General features: G+C 48.0%; 10 protein-coding genes. 8 read left to right on the plus strand and 2 right to left on the minus strand.

The window, feature by feature from the left end:
* The first annotated feature begins 139 nt into the window (after positions 1-139).
* A complete protein-coding gene (locus K4A83_RS13230; RefSeq protein WP_265265058.1) occupies positions 140-1,306 on the plus strand; it encodes a site-2 protease family protein in 1,167 nt (388 codons plus the stop codon).
* A 191-nt stretch (positions 1,307-1,497) separates the two neighbouring features.
* Here the strand turns inward: K4A83_RS13230 and K4A83_RS13235 are convergent, their stop codons facing one another.
* Positions 1,498-1,890 carry a response regulator gene (locus tag K4A83_RS13235; RefSeq protein WP_265265059.1) on the minus strand — a complete coding sequence of 131 codons (393 nt, stop codon included), beginning with the start codon at positions 1,888-1,890 and terminating at the stop codon, positions 1,498-1,500.
* 740 nt (positions 1,891-2,630) lie between these two features.
* On the opposite strand from K4A83_RS13235, the gene K4A83_RS13240 reads away from it, so the two are divergent.
* The 7 genes from K4A83_RS13240 to K4A83_RS13270 all read left to right on the plus strand — a co-directional run bounded on the left by K4A83_RS13240 (position 2,631) and on the right by K4A83_RS13270 (position 15,181).
* Positions 2,631-5,021, plus strand: coding sequence for an ATP-binding protein (locus K4A83_RS13240; protein WP_265265060.1), 2,391 nt, complete (start codon positions 2,631-2,633; stop codon positions 5,019-5,021).
* A gap of 60 nt (positions 5,022-5,081) precedes the next feature.
* On the plus strand, positions 5,082-6,644 hold the full coding sequence (locus tag K4A83_RS13245; protein ID WP_265265061.1) for a CheR family methyltransferase: 1,563 nt from the start codon (positions 5,082-5,084) through the stop codon (positions 6,642-6,644).
* A gap of 39 nt (positions 6,645-6,683) precedes the next feature.
* On the plus strand, positions 6,684-7,799 hold the full coding sequence (locus tag K4A83_RS13250; RefSeq protein ID WP_265265063.1) for a chemotaxis protein CheW: 1,116 nt from the start codon (positions 6,684-6,686) through the stop codon (positions 7,797-7,799).
* A gap of 91 nt (positions 7,800-7,890) precedes the next feature.
* Positions 7,891-9,396: a methyl-accepting chemotaxis protein gene (locus K4A83_RS13255; protein WP_265265064.1), complete on the plus strand. Its 1,506-nt coding sequence runs from the start codon at positions 7,891-7,893 to the stop codon at positions 9,394-9,396.
* Positions 9,397-9,563: 167 nt separating this feature from the next.
* Complete coding sequence (ispG, locus tag K4A83_RS13260) at positions 9,564-10,781, plus strand: (E)-4-hydroxy-3-methylbut-2-enyl-diphosphate synthase (protein ID WP_265265065.1); 1,218 nt, start codon at positions 9,564-9,566, stop codon at positions 10,779-10,781.
* A 312-nt stretch (positions 10,782-11,093) separates the two neighbouring features.
* A complete protein-coding gene (locus K4A83_RS13265) occupies positions 11,094-13,004 on the plus strand; it encodes an adenylate/guanylate cyclase domain-containing protein (RefSeq protein ID WP_265265066.1) in 1,911 nt (636 codons plus the stop codon).
* A gap of 77 nt (positions 13,005-13,081) precedes the next feature.
* Positions 13,082-15,181 (plus strand): WD40 domain-containing protein, encoded by a 2,100-nt coding sequence (locus tag K4A83_RS13270; protein ID WP_265265067.1) that lies wholly within the window; start codon positions 13,082-13,084, stop codon positions 15,179-15,181.
* A gap of 71 nt (positions 15,182-15,252) precedes the next feature.
* Here K4A83_RS13270 and K4A83_RS13275 read toward each other — a convergent pair whose 3' ends face one another.
* Positions 15,253-15,456: a hypothetical protein gene (locus K4A83_RS13275; RefSeq protein ID WP_265265068.1), complete on the minus strand. Its 204-nt coding sequence runs from the start codon at positions 15,454-15,456 to the stop codon at positions 15,253-15,255.
* Positions 15,457-15,628: the final 172 nt, after the last annotated feature.

Consider the following 15,628-nt stretch of genomic DNA (forward strand, 5'->3'; position numbering starts at 1 on the left):
GCCCAAATTTCTGCCAAGATTCACCACTTTTCCGCCATTCTCGTGATTTCTTACCCTGATTACCACAAAATAACCCAAAAAGCAACCCCAAGCTTTGCGCTACTATAGAAGTGGGAAGTTAACAGAGGCACAAACCAGCATGAATCGCACCAGTAACAATATCCAAGTCGGCAGCATCCTAGGGATTCCCTTCTTCATCAATCCCTCATGGTTTATCGTCCTAGCCCTCGGGACTTGGTTATTTGGGCAACAATTCGCCAACTTTCCCCAAATCAACGGCTTAATGGCCACTCTCTTAGGCTTAAGCACCGCCCTCCTACTCTTTGCCTCCGTTCTTGCCCACGAATTAGGCCATAGTATCGCCGCCCTCTCCCAAGGGATTGAAGTGCGTTCCATCACCCTATTCCTCTTTGGGGGTTTAGCCATGTTGGAAAAAGAATCCGACACCCCCTTTAAAGCCTTCCTCATCGCCATCGCCGGCCCCGCCGTTAGTTTTCTCCTTTGTATCGTCTTTACCCTCCTAGGCGTTTATTTACCCCTCCCCCTCCCCCTCACCGGACTCCTCTCTCTCCTCGCCAGTATTAACCTCGTCCTCGGGATTTTCAACCTCATCCCCGGCCTACCCCTTGATGGGGGAAACATCCTCAAAGCCCTCGTCTGGCAAGTCACAGGCAACCCCAACAAAGGCCTACTCTACGCCAGTCGCGTCGGTCAAGGAGTGGGGATTTTCGGCATCATGTTAGGGCTACTCGGCATTTTAGGGATTAGCTCCTATGGCAGTTTCTGGACCCTCTTAATCGGGCTATTCCTGCTGCAAAATGCCGGACTCTCGGCCCAATCAGCCCAAGTGCAAGAAACCCTTGACCACTACACCGCCCAAGATGCCATTACCCCCAATAGTCCCGTCGTTTCTGCCGACTTAACCCTGCGGGAGTTTGTCAATAACTATGTCATTGGTCATAATCCGTGGAGTCGTTTTCTCATCACCAATGAAGCAGGAGAACTCATGGGAGAATTGGCCGTTGACCAACTTAAAACAGTCCCCACTTCCCTCTGGACAGAAACCCGAGTTCAGGACTTAATGCAGCCAACGGATATGAGCCAAACCGTCTCCGCCAACGAATCGCTCCTAGAAGTGGTCAAACGGATTGAAGAAAAGAAAACCTTACAACTCACGGTTCTGAGTGCGGAAGGCAAGGTTTTAGGTTTAGTGGAAAAAGCGTCTATTTTAGAACTCCTCTCCCAAAAAAATCAGCCCAGTGATTCTCCTGTTTCTACCTCTTCTCCAAGTCGTTCCCTGAGTTAATATCGTTGCTTAATGTTATATTAATTCCCTATTCCCTTGTGGCATGGGGAATGTTCGTCAAGTTTCTCGATTACAAGACCAAAGGGCGATAGTCAATGAAACCAGAAGCCCACACCATACCCATGCTTGATTGGTGTGGGTAGTTCACCCTAAAGATGGATTGCCGTGCTAATCCCTCACAACTGAAGCCGCTAATTGTTATCATCTCCCAGAAACTTTTTTAAGGTACTCAGCAATTCTTGCTCATCAAAAGGTTTCGTCAAATATTCTGTTGCTCCTGCTAAACGCCCTTGGACTTTATCAAAAGTCCCATCTCTAGCCGTCAGCATGATAATGGGTAAGGCCTGAAATTGGGGCAAACTTCGCACCGTGCGGCAGAGTTCTAAGCCGTCTACCCCCGGCATGGTGACATCCAACAACAACAAATCTACCGCCTGATGGTAAATGACCGATAGAGCGTCTACCGCATTATCAGCCACCACAACGTTATATTGCGTTTGTAGAATCTGTTGTAACATTTTGCGCATAATGGGGCTGTCATCAACAGCCAAAATGGTTAGACCATAACTCGCAGTTCCAGACATTCTCAATCCCTCCAGCCAGGATGCTCTTGCATTGTGATTGGTAATCCGTTTTTGGGTATAACTCTATTGTCCCAAATGTCTCACGACTCTATACCCTGTCTCAAAAAAAAGGCACAAGACTTTATTTTTGACCTTGGGATGTAACTTTTTGTGACAGTTTGGGCAAATCAGTAGGTTTTATCTCTGGCAAGATGAAAAAACGGATAATTTTTTTAGACTTTCTGAGGAAGTTCTGAAAGATTCAATTAAGGTACTCAGATCAGACTGGAGATCACGCCGAAGATGAGGAATAATAGGAAGTATAAGATCAAAAGGGGATCACGCTTGGTTGAGCAAAGCACATCTTGTTGTCTTGAGTCTTGCTCTTAAACTTTTGTTTACTTTTTGTCTTTAACTGAGTGATAGGTTAGGTTGGTACTATTGATTTGTCACAACGTCAAGAAGTTTTAACGAAATGCAACAATTTAAGAGAGTAAATCAAGGTTCAATAGTAACTGAAAGTTATGATTTTGAGTAATCTTGCAGCGTCAACTTGTGGTTTGTAACTGTAGGGTTTTAACTCTAGTGTTCAATGGAGTTCTTCTTAACGAGGTCATGGACAGGATGTGTAGTCGGAATCAATTCAGAGTCATCTGCCAAACTTTAGTTTTAAGGTAGCTAATCGCCTCGCCTAAGTTTCGGGAAACTTAGGGTCAGAGGGACAGTCAATTGCGGGAGTATGTGGGATGGTTGTAAGCTTCATGAATATCCAAATTTTAGAGACCATTAGCGATGCCTTTTTTGTGTTAGATGGCGCATGGCGATTTATTTCCTTAAATAGTGCGGCCGAGACACTATTAGGCAAAACGAAACGAGAGTTATTAAATCAATGTATTTGGGAAGTCTTCCCGGAATTATTAGAAACCACCTTTGAGCAGGAATATCGGCAAGTTGTGCGCTCCCATGAAGGGACTCATTTCGAGGCCTTTTTCCCGGTGGGGCGGCGTTGGGTGGAGGTGCAGCTTGCCCCCTATTTAGACGGAATTTCTGTGTGTTTGCGGGATACGACAGAGCGCCGTCAAGTGGAGGCGATGTTATTTGAGCGATCGCGCCTCGCCACCTTAGAAGCCGAAATTGGTCGCGCCCTCGTTCATGCCCACTCCATCAAAGAGAGCCTTACCGTCAGCAGCGAGGTGTTAGTAGAGCAGTTAAACACCGCCGGAGCCGCCATCTGGAGCTATAACAGCCAAATCGAAACCCTCGAACTTCAGGCCGTCACCCTCCACCCCGATGCAGACCCATCCCTGGCACAAAACGAACTGCTCACCGTGACCTACCTGCCTACCAGTAACTCGATCTTGGGTTCTCTAGCCCTGTCGCGGCAGCCCATTCATGATCTGGTGTTTGCCCCCTTCGGAGAAATTAGCCCAAAAACCGCCCCACTCAACCTTGAAGTCAAACCCGATCCCCTGTTTTGTCAGATGGACGGGCGACGGAACAACACCAAGGCTAAACTCCATCTAGTGGGGTATCCTTTGGTCGTAGAAGATCGCCTCGTGGGGGTAATTGCCCTGTGGTGTTACCAAGCCCTCGATAAAATCACCCACGAAGCCATTGCCACCATTGCCGACCATTTGGCCATTGCCATTGACCGATGCTGGGCCCGTCAAGCCCTACTCTCACGGCGGGAAGCCCTGCTCTTCCGTCTGGCGAACCAAATCCGTAACTCCTTGGATTTAGACACCATCCTCGGCACCGCCGTCCAAGAAATTCGCCACCTCCTACAAGTAGACTGGTGTAGTTATCTCTGGTGTTGGAGTCAAGGAAATCAACTCAGCCTCACCGTCAGCCACGAAGCCCGAGGCACGAATAAACCCGCCAGTGCGATCGCCAACTGTCCCCCAGAAAAACTACTCTGGCTCGCCCAACAAATCGAAAGCCTCAACCTGCTGAGGATTGACGACATCCATCAACCCTTCCTCCTCGGCGAAGAGACGACCCAAAGCGCGGACTTTCTCGAACTACTGCAAAGCTTTCATATTCAGTCCATCCTGCTGATTCCCCTCAAAACCCGGTCCAATCATCTCGGTGCGATCGCCTGCATGAACGACCTCGGATCCCGCCACTGGAGTGAACCCGACATCGAACTCCTACAAGCCGTCGTCGATCAACTCGCCCTCGCCATTGACCAAGCCGAACTCTTCGCCCAAACCCGCGCCGCCGCCCTCGCCGCCCAAACCCAAGCCCAACAACTTGAACTCACCATTCAAGAACTCAAACGCACCCAATCCCAACTCATCCAAACCGAAAAAATGTCCAGTTTGGGTCAAATGATAGCAGGCATCGCCCACGAAATTAACAATCCCGTAAACTTCATTTCCGGGAACTTAAGTTACACCAGTGAATATGTAGAAGATTTACTGAAACTGGTCAGCCTCTACCAAGAAACCTATCCCCAACCCAACGAAACCATCGAAGAACTCGCCGATGAAATTGACTTAGAATTCATCATAGAAGACCTACCCAAAACCCTCGCTTCCATGCAAATTGGAGCCGAACGCATCCGGCAGATTGTCCTCTCCCTGCGGAACTTCTCCCGACTCGATCAAGCCGACATGAAGCCCGTTGATATTCATGAAGGCATTGATAGCACCCTCTTAATCCTACACAATCGTTTAAAAGCCAAAGGAGAAAAAGCCGAAATCCAAGTCATCAAAAAATACGGAAAATTGCCCCAAGTTGAATGTTATGCTGGGCAGTTAAACCAAGTGTTTATGAATATTCTCAGTAACAGCATTGATGCCCTAGAAAATAGCCCTGAACCTCATTGTATTACCATTAGTACAGAAGTTATCCCAGACTCTCAACATCCCCATTCTGACCGACAAACAGGCTTAACGTATGGAGATGTTTTAATCCGCATCACCGACAACGGTGTTGGGATGTCTCCTGAAACCGTGCATCATATTTTTGACCCCTTCTTTACGACCAAACCTGTAGGGAAAGGGACTGGATTAGGACTCGCCATTAGTTATCAAATTGTAGTGGAAAAACATCACGGCAAAATTGAATGTATTTCTAAACCAAACGAAGGCACCCAGTTTGTAATTCAGATTCCCATACAACCCCCTCCTAGCCATCGTAAAAGCTGAAATCCAATCGGAGTTTAGATTAAGCCAACCTAACTGAAGTACACCATCCAAGGAGTTTCAATGCCGTTCTCTAGCGACATCAGTCCTGACTTATTTAGCAAATTCACGGACTTAATTTCCCATTACACAGGAATCAAAGTCAGACTGGAAGACAAAACCCATTTCACCCGAAAACTGTTTCAACGGATGGAACAGTTACAAATTTCTGCTTTTGAAGACTACTATCATTTCCTGCTAGAACACAACGTCAATGCGTTTCAGGAATGGCAAGAACTCGCTGTTTTGTTAACTAATACTGAGAGTTATTTTTTCCGAGATCAGGGTCAATTCTCCCTGCTAGAAGAGCAGATTATCCCCCAACTCATTCGACAGAATAACCAAAACCGAACCCTAAAAATTTGGAGTGCTGGGTGTTCCACCGGAGAAGAACCCTATTCCCTCGCCATCCTTTTAGATCAACTATTACCCAACCGCTATCAGTGGAATGCCCTTGTTTTGGGGACAGATATTAATTACCAAGCCCTGAATCGGGCCCGAGAAGGATTGTATAACTCCTGGTCTTTCCGCATGATTAAACCCCAGATTCAACAAGAGTATTTTTCTCCCTATAAACAGGGGTATCAAATTCGCGAGGATATCCGTTCCTTCGTCCGCTTTGAGTTCTTGAATCTCCTGCAAACCAGTCCCAATAATAAGCTTGAATTTTCTGGAGATATTGATCTGATTATTTGTCGCAATGTTTTTATCTATTTTCAACCCGATGCGATCGCCCAAGTCCTGAAACGCTTCCACAAAGCCCTGAAACCCGGGGGATATCTACTCACCGGCCATGCAGAACTTTATGGTCAAAACATGACCGGATTTCAGAGCCAAATTTTCTCCGAATCCATCCTCTACCAAAAACAACCCTACAACCACAGCCCCAGGGAAGAAATCCTGATTCCCCCCCTCTTGCCGCCCCCCCGCATCACCCCCATCGCCAATCCCACCCCACCTAATGGTTATGTGATAAATCCCGTCAACCCACCCCCTCAACCCCAACCCCCCCAACCTACCATCATTTCACCCCAAGAACTCCTGCAACAAGCCCATCAACTCTTCCAAGAAAAACAGTATCCTCTGGCCATAGAAAAAGCCAATCAAGTGTTGAAAAATTACCCAGATAACCTCCTTGCTTATTATCTCCTAGCCCATATTTATGCCAATACGGGGCAATATGATCAAGCCTGTTACTTTTGTCAACAAGCCTTAGAAAAAGATCCCCTTTCTGTTGCATTTTATTACCTGCTATCCCATATTGCCGAAGAAAAAGGAGATACTGAAGAAGCGAAGTATTTATATAAACGGATTATTTATTTAGATCCCAACGCCATCGATGCCTATTACCAACTAAGTCATCTCTATGAACAAGAGGGAAATCAACAACGGGCGCAAAAAATGTATCAAACTGCCTTAAACTTACAAAAACAACTCTCCACCCCTTCCACTGCCCGCTCCCCCTATTTAGAATCCGATCTTAACCGGATGTCGTCATCTAACTTTTTGACCGACACCTTTTTAACAAATTGGTCAGCTAATTTTAATCCTGTCAATCCTGAACCCTCATCCTTAATGGATGGATAACCCAAACAGTCGGTCTGTAATCAGTAACCCTAAGTGACCATGATTAACACCTTAGAATCTGTCCCAGTCGATCTCCTCGAACAAAGTTATTTACTCTTTCGTTTGAATCAATCTTTATACGGAATTGAAACGAGTCTGATTGAAGAAATTTTTTTCTTACCAGAATTAACCCCCATTACCGACACCCCGAGGGAAATTGTGGGAGTTATTAATTTGCGTGAAGATATTATTCCCGTGATGGATCTTCATTTACGCTTTGGATATCATCCCCCAGAATATCAACTTACAGATAGTTTAATTGTCCTAAAATTTCACAAGCTCCGCTTAGGAATCATTGTTAACCAAGTCTTAGAAGTTCGGGCGATTCCTCCAGCAGAAATTACCCAAAAACTGAGCTACTCGACTGAAGATTCAGATGAAGAAACTATTCCTTTATATAAGGGAATTGCTCACAGTAAAAATGACATTATTAGTTTACTTAATGTCGAGATATTAGTGCGCAGCTTAGAAGCCCATCCGACTCAAGTTATGCAAAAAGCCCTGTCTCTTAATGCCGAAGAACTCGACGAAATGGCAGGACGAGATCAAGAGGGAAGACTCTTAGAATGGCGAGTTTTTTGTCCTAGTGCTACCCCTGAAATACGCCAAATTTTTCAGGAGAGAGCCGAACATTTACGACAAGTTACTACCACCCAAAACCTCAAAGGATTTAAACCCTTAGCGGTGATTAGTTTCGGTAAAGAATTCTTTGGCATCGACTTAAAAATTGTGCGCGAGTTTACAGAAATTGATCAAGTTACCCCTATTCCCTGTTGTCCAGCTTATTTTGTCGGCAATGTCAACCTGAGAGGGGAAATTGTCACCTTGCTGGATGTGGCACAAGTCCTCAATTTACCAGCCATTCCGTGGGAAGTTGCGAAACAAGCCATGGTGATTGAAGCCGGGGAATTAGTGATTGGTGTGTTAGTCGAAGGGATTTATGATGTTTTGTTACTCGATCCCCAAAATATTACCACCGTTCCCACAGCCATTCACTCGATCAATGACGAATATCTTCTGGGTGCTGCGGTGTATCAGGAAAAAATGATGAGTATTCTAGACTTAGAAAAAATGTTACTCAAGGGTAACTTAGTCGTTGATGAAACCGTTCAGTAATTCCGCCAATACAGGAATCAAAATTAGATAAACAGTTGTTAGTCGTTGCCAAAATTCTATTCAGGAGAAACGGCAACTATAGGAGTTAAAAATGCAAGATAAATCCCATCACCTCAATTTGCCCAATAGTTTAATCCTGTCCAAAAAATTTTCTAGCTTTCGACTGCGAAATTGGATTATTGTTGGCTATTCCGTTCCACTGTTTCTCTGGATTATTTCAGCCATTTTAATTGTCGTGCAAGCACAAGTTGTCCAGAAAAATTCTAATGACCTTGTGGAAAGAACTCAGATCGAATCAGCTATTGGCAATTTCGGCTTTAATGTACAGGTCATGTCTAGAGCCGTGCGGGGATATTTATTGGATCGCAATAGTATTTCTATCAACTCTTACCGAACGGCTCAAAGTGCGACGCAACAGGAGATACAAACACTGGATCGCATTATGCTGGATCCTCAACAAAAACAAACCTTTGCTCAAATTCGCTCAGAACTCACAGCTTTAGAACAGATTAACAATAATTTAATTAGTTTAGTTGAGCAGGGCAGAACCCCAGAAGCCATTGAGCGGTGGCGCGTTGATGGGGGACGCAGCCAATCCGAAGCTATTACTAACCTGTTGAATCGCTTAAAAACTCGTGAACAAGAGATTCTCCAAGAAAATGCTCGCTCTAGTGAACAAAGTTTAAATTTACTGGTGACAATCGTTGTAACGGTCACGATTTTATCGGTTTTGGTTGCCGTTGGGATTGCGAGTTGGGTCATTCATACCATTTCCCAACGGATGAACTTCACGGCCAACAGTCTAGCCAGTTCCACCAGTGAAATTGCTTCGACCATTGAGGAACAGGAAAGAACCGCTAGTCAACAGGCGGCCTCGGTGAATCAAACCACTACCACGATGGACGAATTAGGGGTATCGGCTCGTCAGTCTTCTGAACAGGCGGAATCGGCTGCCAGTGCGGCTCGTCAGGCATTACAGTTAGCGGATGGGGGAACCCAAGCGGTGGATCAGACTTTAGAACGGATGCACTTATTGCGGGCCAAAGTGGAGGCGATCGCCGAGCAAATTCTCCGCCTAAGTGACCAAACCACCCAAATCGGCTCAATTTCTCAACTGGTGTCCGATTTAGCGAACCAGACCAATATGTTAGCGCTCAACGCTGCCGTAGAAGCCGTCCGTGCGGGAGAACATGGTCGAGGGTTTTCCGTCGTCGCCACAGAAATCCGTAAACTAGCGGATCAGAGTAAACAATCCGCCGGAAAAATCAATGATTTAGTGCGAGACATTCAAAATTCCATCAACTCCACCGTCATAGTGACCGACGAAGGCACCCGCACCGTAGAAAGTGGGGTACAAATCACCCAAAGCACCGCCGATGCCTTTGCCGGAGTCGCCCAAGCGGTGAATAATGTGGTGTTGAGCAATCAGCAAATTTCCCTGAACATCAAACAGCAGTCGGTAGCCATTCAACAGGTCATTGAGGCCATGAGTACCATTAATCAAGGGGCAAAAGAAACCGCTTCCGGGATTAGTCAAACCAAGTTAGGGACTCAGCAACTCAATGAAGCCGCCCAGTCCTTGAAAAACATGGTCTGAACCCCGGCTGATCCGTTCAGGCAAGAGGGGGGAATCGGGAGTATTCCCTGTTCCCGAGTCAATATCCATTCCCCCACACCGCAACTGATACCAAAGATAGAACTCTACAAATAAAGGGAAACCCCTGTGAGAGAATAGAGAGCGACTTAGAACTACGCTAATTTTTTATGCAAACTTTAGAAAGCCCTCAACCTTCTACCCCGGCGGCTCCTGTGGATACCGTCATCCACCGTCGGAAAACCCGTCCTGTTCCCGTGGGCAACATTACCATCGGGGGCGGTTATCCCGTGGTCGTGCAGTCCATGATTAATGAAGATACCTTAGATATTACTGGGTCCGTCGCGGGGATTCGTCGCCTCCATGAAATCGGCTGCGAAATTGTCCGCGTCACCGTCCCCAGTATGGCTCACGCTAAAGCCTTAGCCGAAATTAAAACCCAACTAGCGCGTACCTATCGCCCGGTGCCTTTAGTGGCCGATGTTCACCACAACGGGATGAAAATAGCCCTAGAAGTGGCCAAGCACGTGGATAAAGTGCGGATTAACCCCGGTTTATATGTATTTGAAAAACCCAAAGCCAATCGCACGGAATACACGGACGGCGAATTCCAAGAAATTGGCGAAAAAATCCGGGAAACCTTGGAACCCTTGGTGATTTCTCTGCGGGAACAGGGGAAAGCCATGCGGATTGGGGTCAATCATGGCTCTCTGGCGGAACGGATGTTATTTACCTACGGTGACACTCCCGAGGGGATGGTGGAGTCGGCCTTAGAGTTTCTGCGCATTTGCGAGTCCTTGGACTTTAGAAATTTGGTGATTTCTCTGAAAGCATCCCGGGTGCCTGTGATGTTGGCGGCCTACCGTTTAATGGTGAAGCGGATGGATGAGTTGGGGATGGACTATCCTCTGCACTTAGGGGTAACTGAAGCCGGAGACGGGGAATATGGGAGAATTAAGTCTACGGCGGGGATTGGGACTCTATTAGCGGAAGGCATTGGGGACACGATTCGGGTTTCCTTAACCGAGGCTCCGGAGAAGGAAATTCCGGTGTGTTATAGCATTTTGCAGGCCTTGGGACTGCGGAAAACCATGGTGGAATATGTGGCCTGTCCCTCCTGTGGCCGAACGCTGTTTAATTTGGAGGAGGTTCTCCATAAGGTGCGTGAGGCAACGAAACATCTCACTGGGTTAGATATTGCGGTGATGGGTTGTATTGTCAACGGGCCGGGAGAAATGGCCGACGCAGACTATGGCTATGTAGGTAAACAACCGGGTTATATTTCCCTCTATCGAGGCCGGGAGGAAATTAAGCGGGTGCCGGAAGATCAGGGGGTGGCGGAGTTGATTAATTTAATTAAAGCCGATGGTCGCTGGGTGGAACCGTAGATTTTGTCTGATCATATCGTGAGGTTTGGGAATCACCGTGGCTTTAGTCCGGTGAGGAGGTCAATGGACATCTGCCTTGACACTCCCGCCGTTAATTGCGTTCCGCAATTCTTAGGGGGATTCTTCTTTCCACCGGGAGTCTTTCGCTCACATTAAAGATAAAATGCGGTGCTAACGTTTAGTGAATGGTGGGAAACCTTCAGGGAATCATTCGGCTGGTGGGGTCATGGCTTAGTATAAGGGGGAGAAGGATTGTTATGGGACAATCATTTCTACCTCTTTTTTGGTCTGACCCCATTTAGGCATTGGGCAATGAAATTTTGGTCAAAAAGCCTGCGGACTCGACTGGTTGCCTATTTTCTGTTGCTGTCACTGCCAACGGTGACAGTGATTGGGGCGTTGACGTTTTGGGGGGCGCGGGTGGTGATTACGCGCTTGGTGTTTGACCGTTTGCGGGTGACGGCGTTTCTCAAGGCGGATGCGTTGGCTTTGTGGCTCGGGAATCAACGGGAGGCGACGTTTTCCATTGCCCAGTTGCCGGAAATTCGGGAGTCTCTAGAGGGGTTATTAACGCAACCGGAGGATTCAGGGGAGTTTCAAGAGGCTTATCGGGTGACACAACGGGCGTTAAGGTCGGCGGTGGCGAGTCGGCCGGAGTTGGCGGAGGTGTTTATTTTGAGCCGCACGGGGGGAAAGGTGATGGTTTCTACCCAGACGCTCCACGAGGGACAATATCGGGTCAAGGATACTTATTTTATTGAGGGGTTGAAGGGTGCTTATGTGCAGGATGTGTATCCTTCTCCGGTGACGGGACGACCAACAATTACGATTGCTACGCCTTTGAGGCAGGGGAATCAGGAGATTTTGGGGGTGTTGGCGGTGCATCTGGATTTACAGCAGATGGATCGCATTGTGTCGGAGCGGGTGGGGTTGGGACAAAGTGGTAAGACTTATTTGGTGGATCAGTACAATTCGTTTGTTTCGGGGAATCGCTTTGGGATGGATGATTTTCCTCGGGGAATTCATTCTCAGGGGATTAATCGAGGGATTGAACAGCAGTTGGGTGGGGGGTTATATCTGGATTATCGGGGGATTCCGGTGATTGGTTACTATATGTGGCTGGAGGATTTGAATCTGGCGCTGTTGGTGGAAATTGACCAGGTGGAGGCGTTTACTCCGGCGAGAAATTTGGCTTGGGGTATTGTGGCGTTGGGTTTGGTGTCGATGGGTTTGTTGACGGGGGGGGTGTATTGGTTGGCTCAGAAAATTACGCGGCCAATTTTGGCGATTAAGGAGGCGGCGATTCAGGTGGCGGAGGGGGATTTTAGCCAATTGGCTCCGGTGATGACGGAGGATGAGGTGGGGGTTTTGGCGCGGTCGTTTAACCGGATGACGGAGGAGTTAAGGGAGTTATATGCGGGTTTACAGGAGAAGGTGCGCCAGTTGGAGGCGGCGGAGTTATCGGTGCGCCAGAGTTTGAAGGAGTTGGAGATTGAACAGGCGAAGTCGGAACGGTTGTTGTTGAATACGTTGCCCCAGGCGATCGCACGTCGGTTGAAAATTGGCGAGGGGATTATTGCGGAGCATTATGATCAGGTGACGGTGTTGTTTGCGGATTTGGTGTCTTTTACTCGTCTCTCAGAACAAGTGACCCCGAAAGAGTTGGTGGAGCGCTTGAATCGGATTTTTTCGGCGTTTGACCAGTTGAGTGAAAAGCATGGTCTGGAGAAAATTAAGACCATTGGGGATGCTTATATGGTGGTGGGAGGACTGCCGAAACCGAATCCGGATCATGCGAGGGCGATCGCACGGATGGCGTTAGATATGCAGGCGAGTATTGCAGAGTATAATCAACGGACGGGGGAATCTTTGAGTCTACGCATCGGGATTCATTCGGGGTCGGTGGTGGCGGGGGTGATCGGTATTCGCAAGTTCTCCTATGATCTATGGGGGGATACGGTCAATGTGGCCTCGCGCATGGAGTCCCAAGGTCTACCGGGGGCGATTCAAGTTACGGCCTTCACCTATGAGTTACTCAAGGACGAGTTTCTCTTACAAAGTCGGGGCATTTTAGATGTCAAGGGCAAAGGAGAAATGATGACTTATTGGCTGATTGAACCGATTCGCGCCGTAGAACAAAAGGAAGGGGGAGAAATGGAACAGGATCAAATGGAACTCAGTCCTCTTTGGGAACAGTTTACCCCTTCTGATTCATCCAGTTAAACCCCAATGGCTTGGCGAAATCGTCCCCTTCCCCTGATAATAAGCACAACCTTACTCTTTTTGTTTAATCACCTGCCATGTCCCGACGCTACTGGCTAGAAACCCTGGAATGGATTTCCCTCACTGGTTCAATTGTGGGGGCTTGTGTGGCTTATGTTACCCAACAAGTCGCCTTTGCCGTGTTCCCGATGATTATTACGTTGGGGTTGAATATGGACAACCGCCATCGGATTAATCGTCTACGACAACAGCAACAGTTCACTGGGTTAAATCATATTAACCAGTTGGTGAATCCTTTAGAATCTCAAGTGACGGAGTTGGAGGATCTCGCCCAAGCTCTACAACAACAGGTGGGAGAACAACAGGAGGAGTTTAAGGAGGCTTTAGCCCAAGTCCACAAGACGATTAATCCGCTTAAACAACAGTTGGAGCAGATTAAGAGCCAAACGGAAGAAATTCACACTCGTTCTCAACAACAGTTACGGGAGTTAAAGGAAAATCAACAACAAATGACGGAGGTTTCCCTCTCCCATATTGATCAGTATTTGGAACGGATTAAGGATCATTTACGACGTTTAGAACAGGTTTCCTCGGAAGGTACGCCCCAATGGGTGGAACAGCTACAAGGTGCGGGGGAGGCGATCGCACAACTCCAAAGGACCATCACCACTCTACAAGACCGTCTCACGGCTCTAGAAGGCTCAGGCAGCCCCCAAGATGCCGCCCAAGTGCAAAACACCCTCCAAACCCTACAAGAGCGTCTTACCGCTTTGGAGCATCAAGGGAGTGGTCAGTGGGAAGGCTTCATCAACGCCCAACTCCAAGCCGCTCTAACGACTCTCGAAGACCGTTTTAATCGTTTGGACTCCTCTGCTACCCCAGAACAGGGCGAGATGCTCGAACAACTGCAACAACAACTCGAAGACTATCGCCGCCAAACCCATGAGGATGTAGAACAGATGATTGCATCCTTACCCCAAGGTCATCCCTCCCCAGAGGTTCCCCCAGAACTAGAAGCGTCTTTAGCACAATTAGACACCTTAGCTAGCCAGATTCAAGCTCTGCGGGGGGAAGTGGAACAGCTAAAAACTCTAATCCGCGCCACAGAACAACCCATTGCGGAAAAACGGGAAGAAATCACTCCGGTGCGTGGGGTGACAACTCCCACCATTGCCCCGGTGGAAGCGCCCACCCCAGTCCTGAAAACTGTCTCGGTGAGTGGGGGTGTTCCCGAAACCGTCCCCGCCCAGAATTGGCGGTGTTTGCACCATCTGAGCGGCCATAAAGGAGGGGTGAATGCGATCGCCATTAATCCCCACGGCAAGACCTTCGCCAGTGGCAGCGACGACAGCACGATTAAAATCTGGCAACTCGGCACCGGTCAAGAAGTGCGCACCTTGGGCAATCCAGACTCTAGCTGGTTATCCCGCGTCAAATCCTTAGCCATTAGCCCCGACGGGCAAATCTTAGCTAGTGGGAGCGACGACAAAGTAATTCAACTCTGGCAACTGACCACCGGAAACAAATTCCAGCCCCTCACCGGACATTCTGGAGCGATTAAGTCCCTTGTGTTTAGTCCAGACGGGCAACTGCTAATCAGTGGCAGTGACGACAAAACCATTAAAGTCTGGCAATTGCGGTCTGGGACAGTTGTACAAACTTTAAGGGGCCATTCTCCTTGGTTTACCGGGGTGAAATCCCTCGCCATCAGTCCCAACGGTCAACTTCTCGCGAGTGGGAGTGATGATAAAACCATTAAACTCTGGCAACTGAGTACCGGGCAGAGTCTGAGAACGTTTAACGGTCATTTAGGCACCGTGAACGCCTTGTGTTTTACTCCCGATGGACAAACTGTCATGAGTGCCAGTGAAGACAAAACGATTAAACTGTGGCGGGTGGATACCGGGAGTTTAATCGCCACCTTCTCCGGTCATCAAGGGTCTGTAGATGACATTGCCTTGAGTCCCAATGGGAAAATCTTGGCTAGTGGCAGTTGGGACAGCACGATTAAACTCTGGAATCTCTCCACGGGTCAAGAAGTTAGCACCCTACGGGGTCATTCGGCGGCCGTTGTATCCTTAGCGTTTAGTCAAGAACGTTACGGCAACGGTGCCGATCATGTCCTGTTGGTGAGTGGGGGGAGTGATAACACAATTGGCATCTGGCAATGGGGTTGAGGGCAATCTTGATCAGTTAACCCTTTTTTCCTCTGGTCAAGATCAGGGAATCGGGAAAATGCGATGGATTTTCAATTGAGATTGGGATGCTTGGCGTTAATCTGTTGGGTGGGCGATGATTGTTGATCACCTGTTTGCGAGGAAATCGCCACTTCTTGGTACTGGCGGCGCGATCGCCGATGCCAGTACCACCCGACGTATCCTAAAGCTGCAACTTGCAAAGGCAAAGCTGCCAGGGGGACTTTGAAGAGAAAAAACACCGACACCTGAGACATTAGTGCAAAGTATCCCAAGCCAATTGAGGCAAAAACTATGGGTTTTTTGACACTCCACTGCCTAAAGGCGAGTGGATTCTTTCCTCATAGACTCTTGTCTAGCCAATCAGAAATTGACCCCGACAGAACGTCTCCGAAAGCATTTTGAATCACGGGCTGTCCGACCGCGATT

It is taken from the genome of Spirulina subsalsa FACHB-351 (genome assembly GCF_026130165.1).
In the GTDB taxonomy this organism is placed as follows: Bacteria; Cyanobacteriota; Cyanobacteriia; order Cyanobacteriales; family Spirulinaceae; genus Spirulina_A; species Spirulina_A subsalsa_A.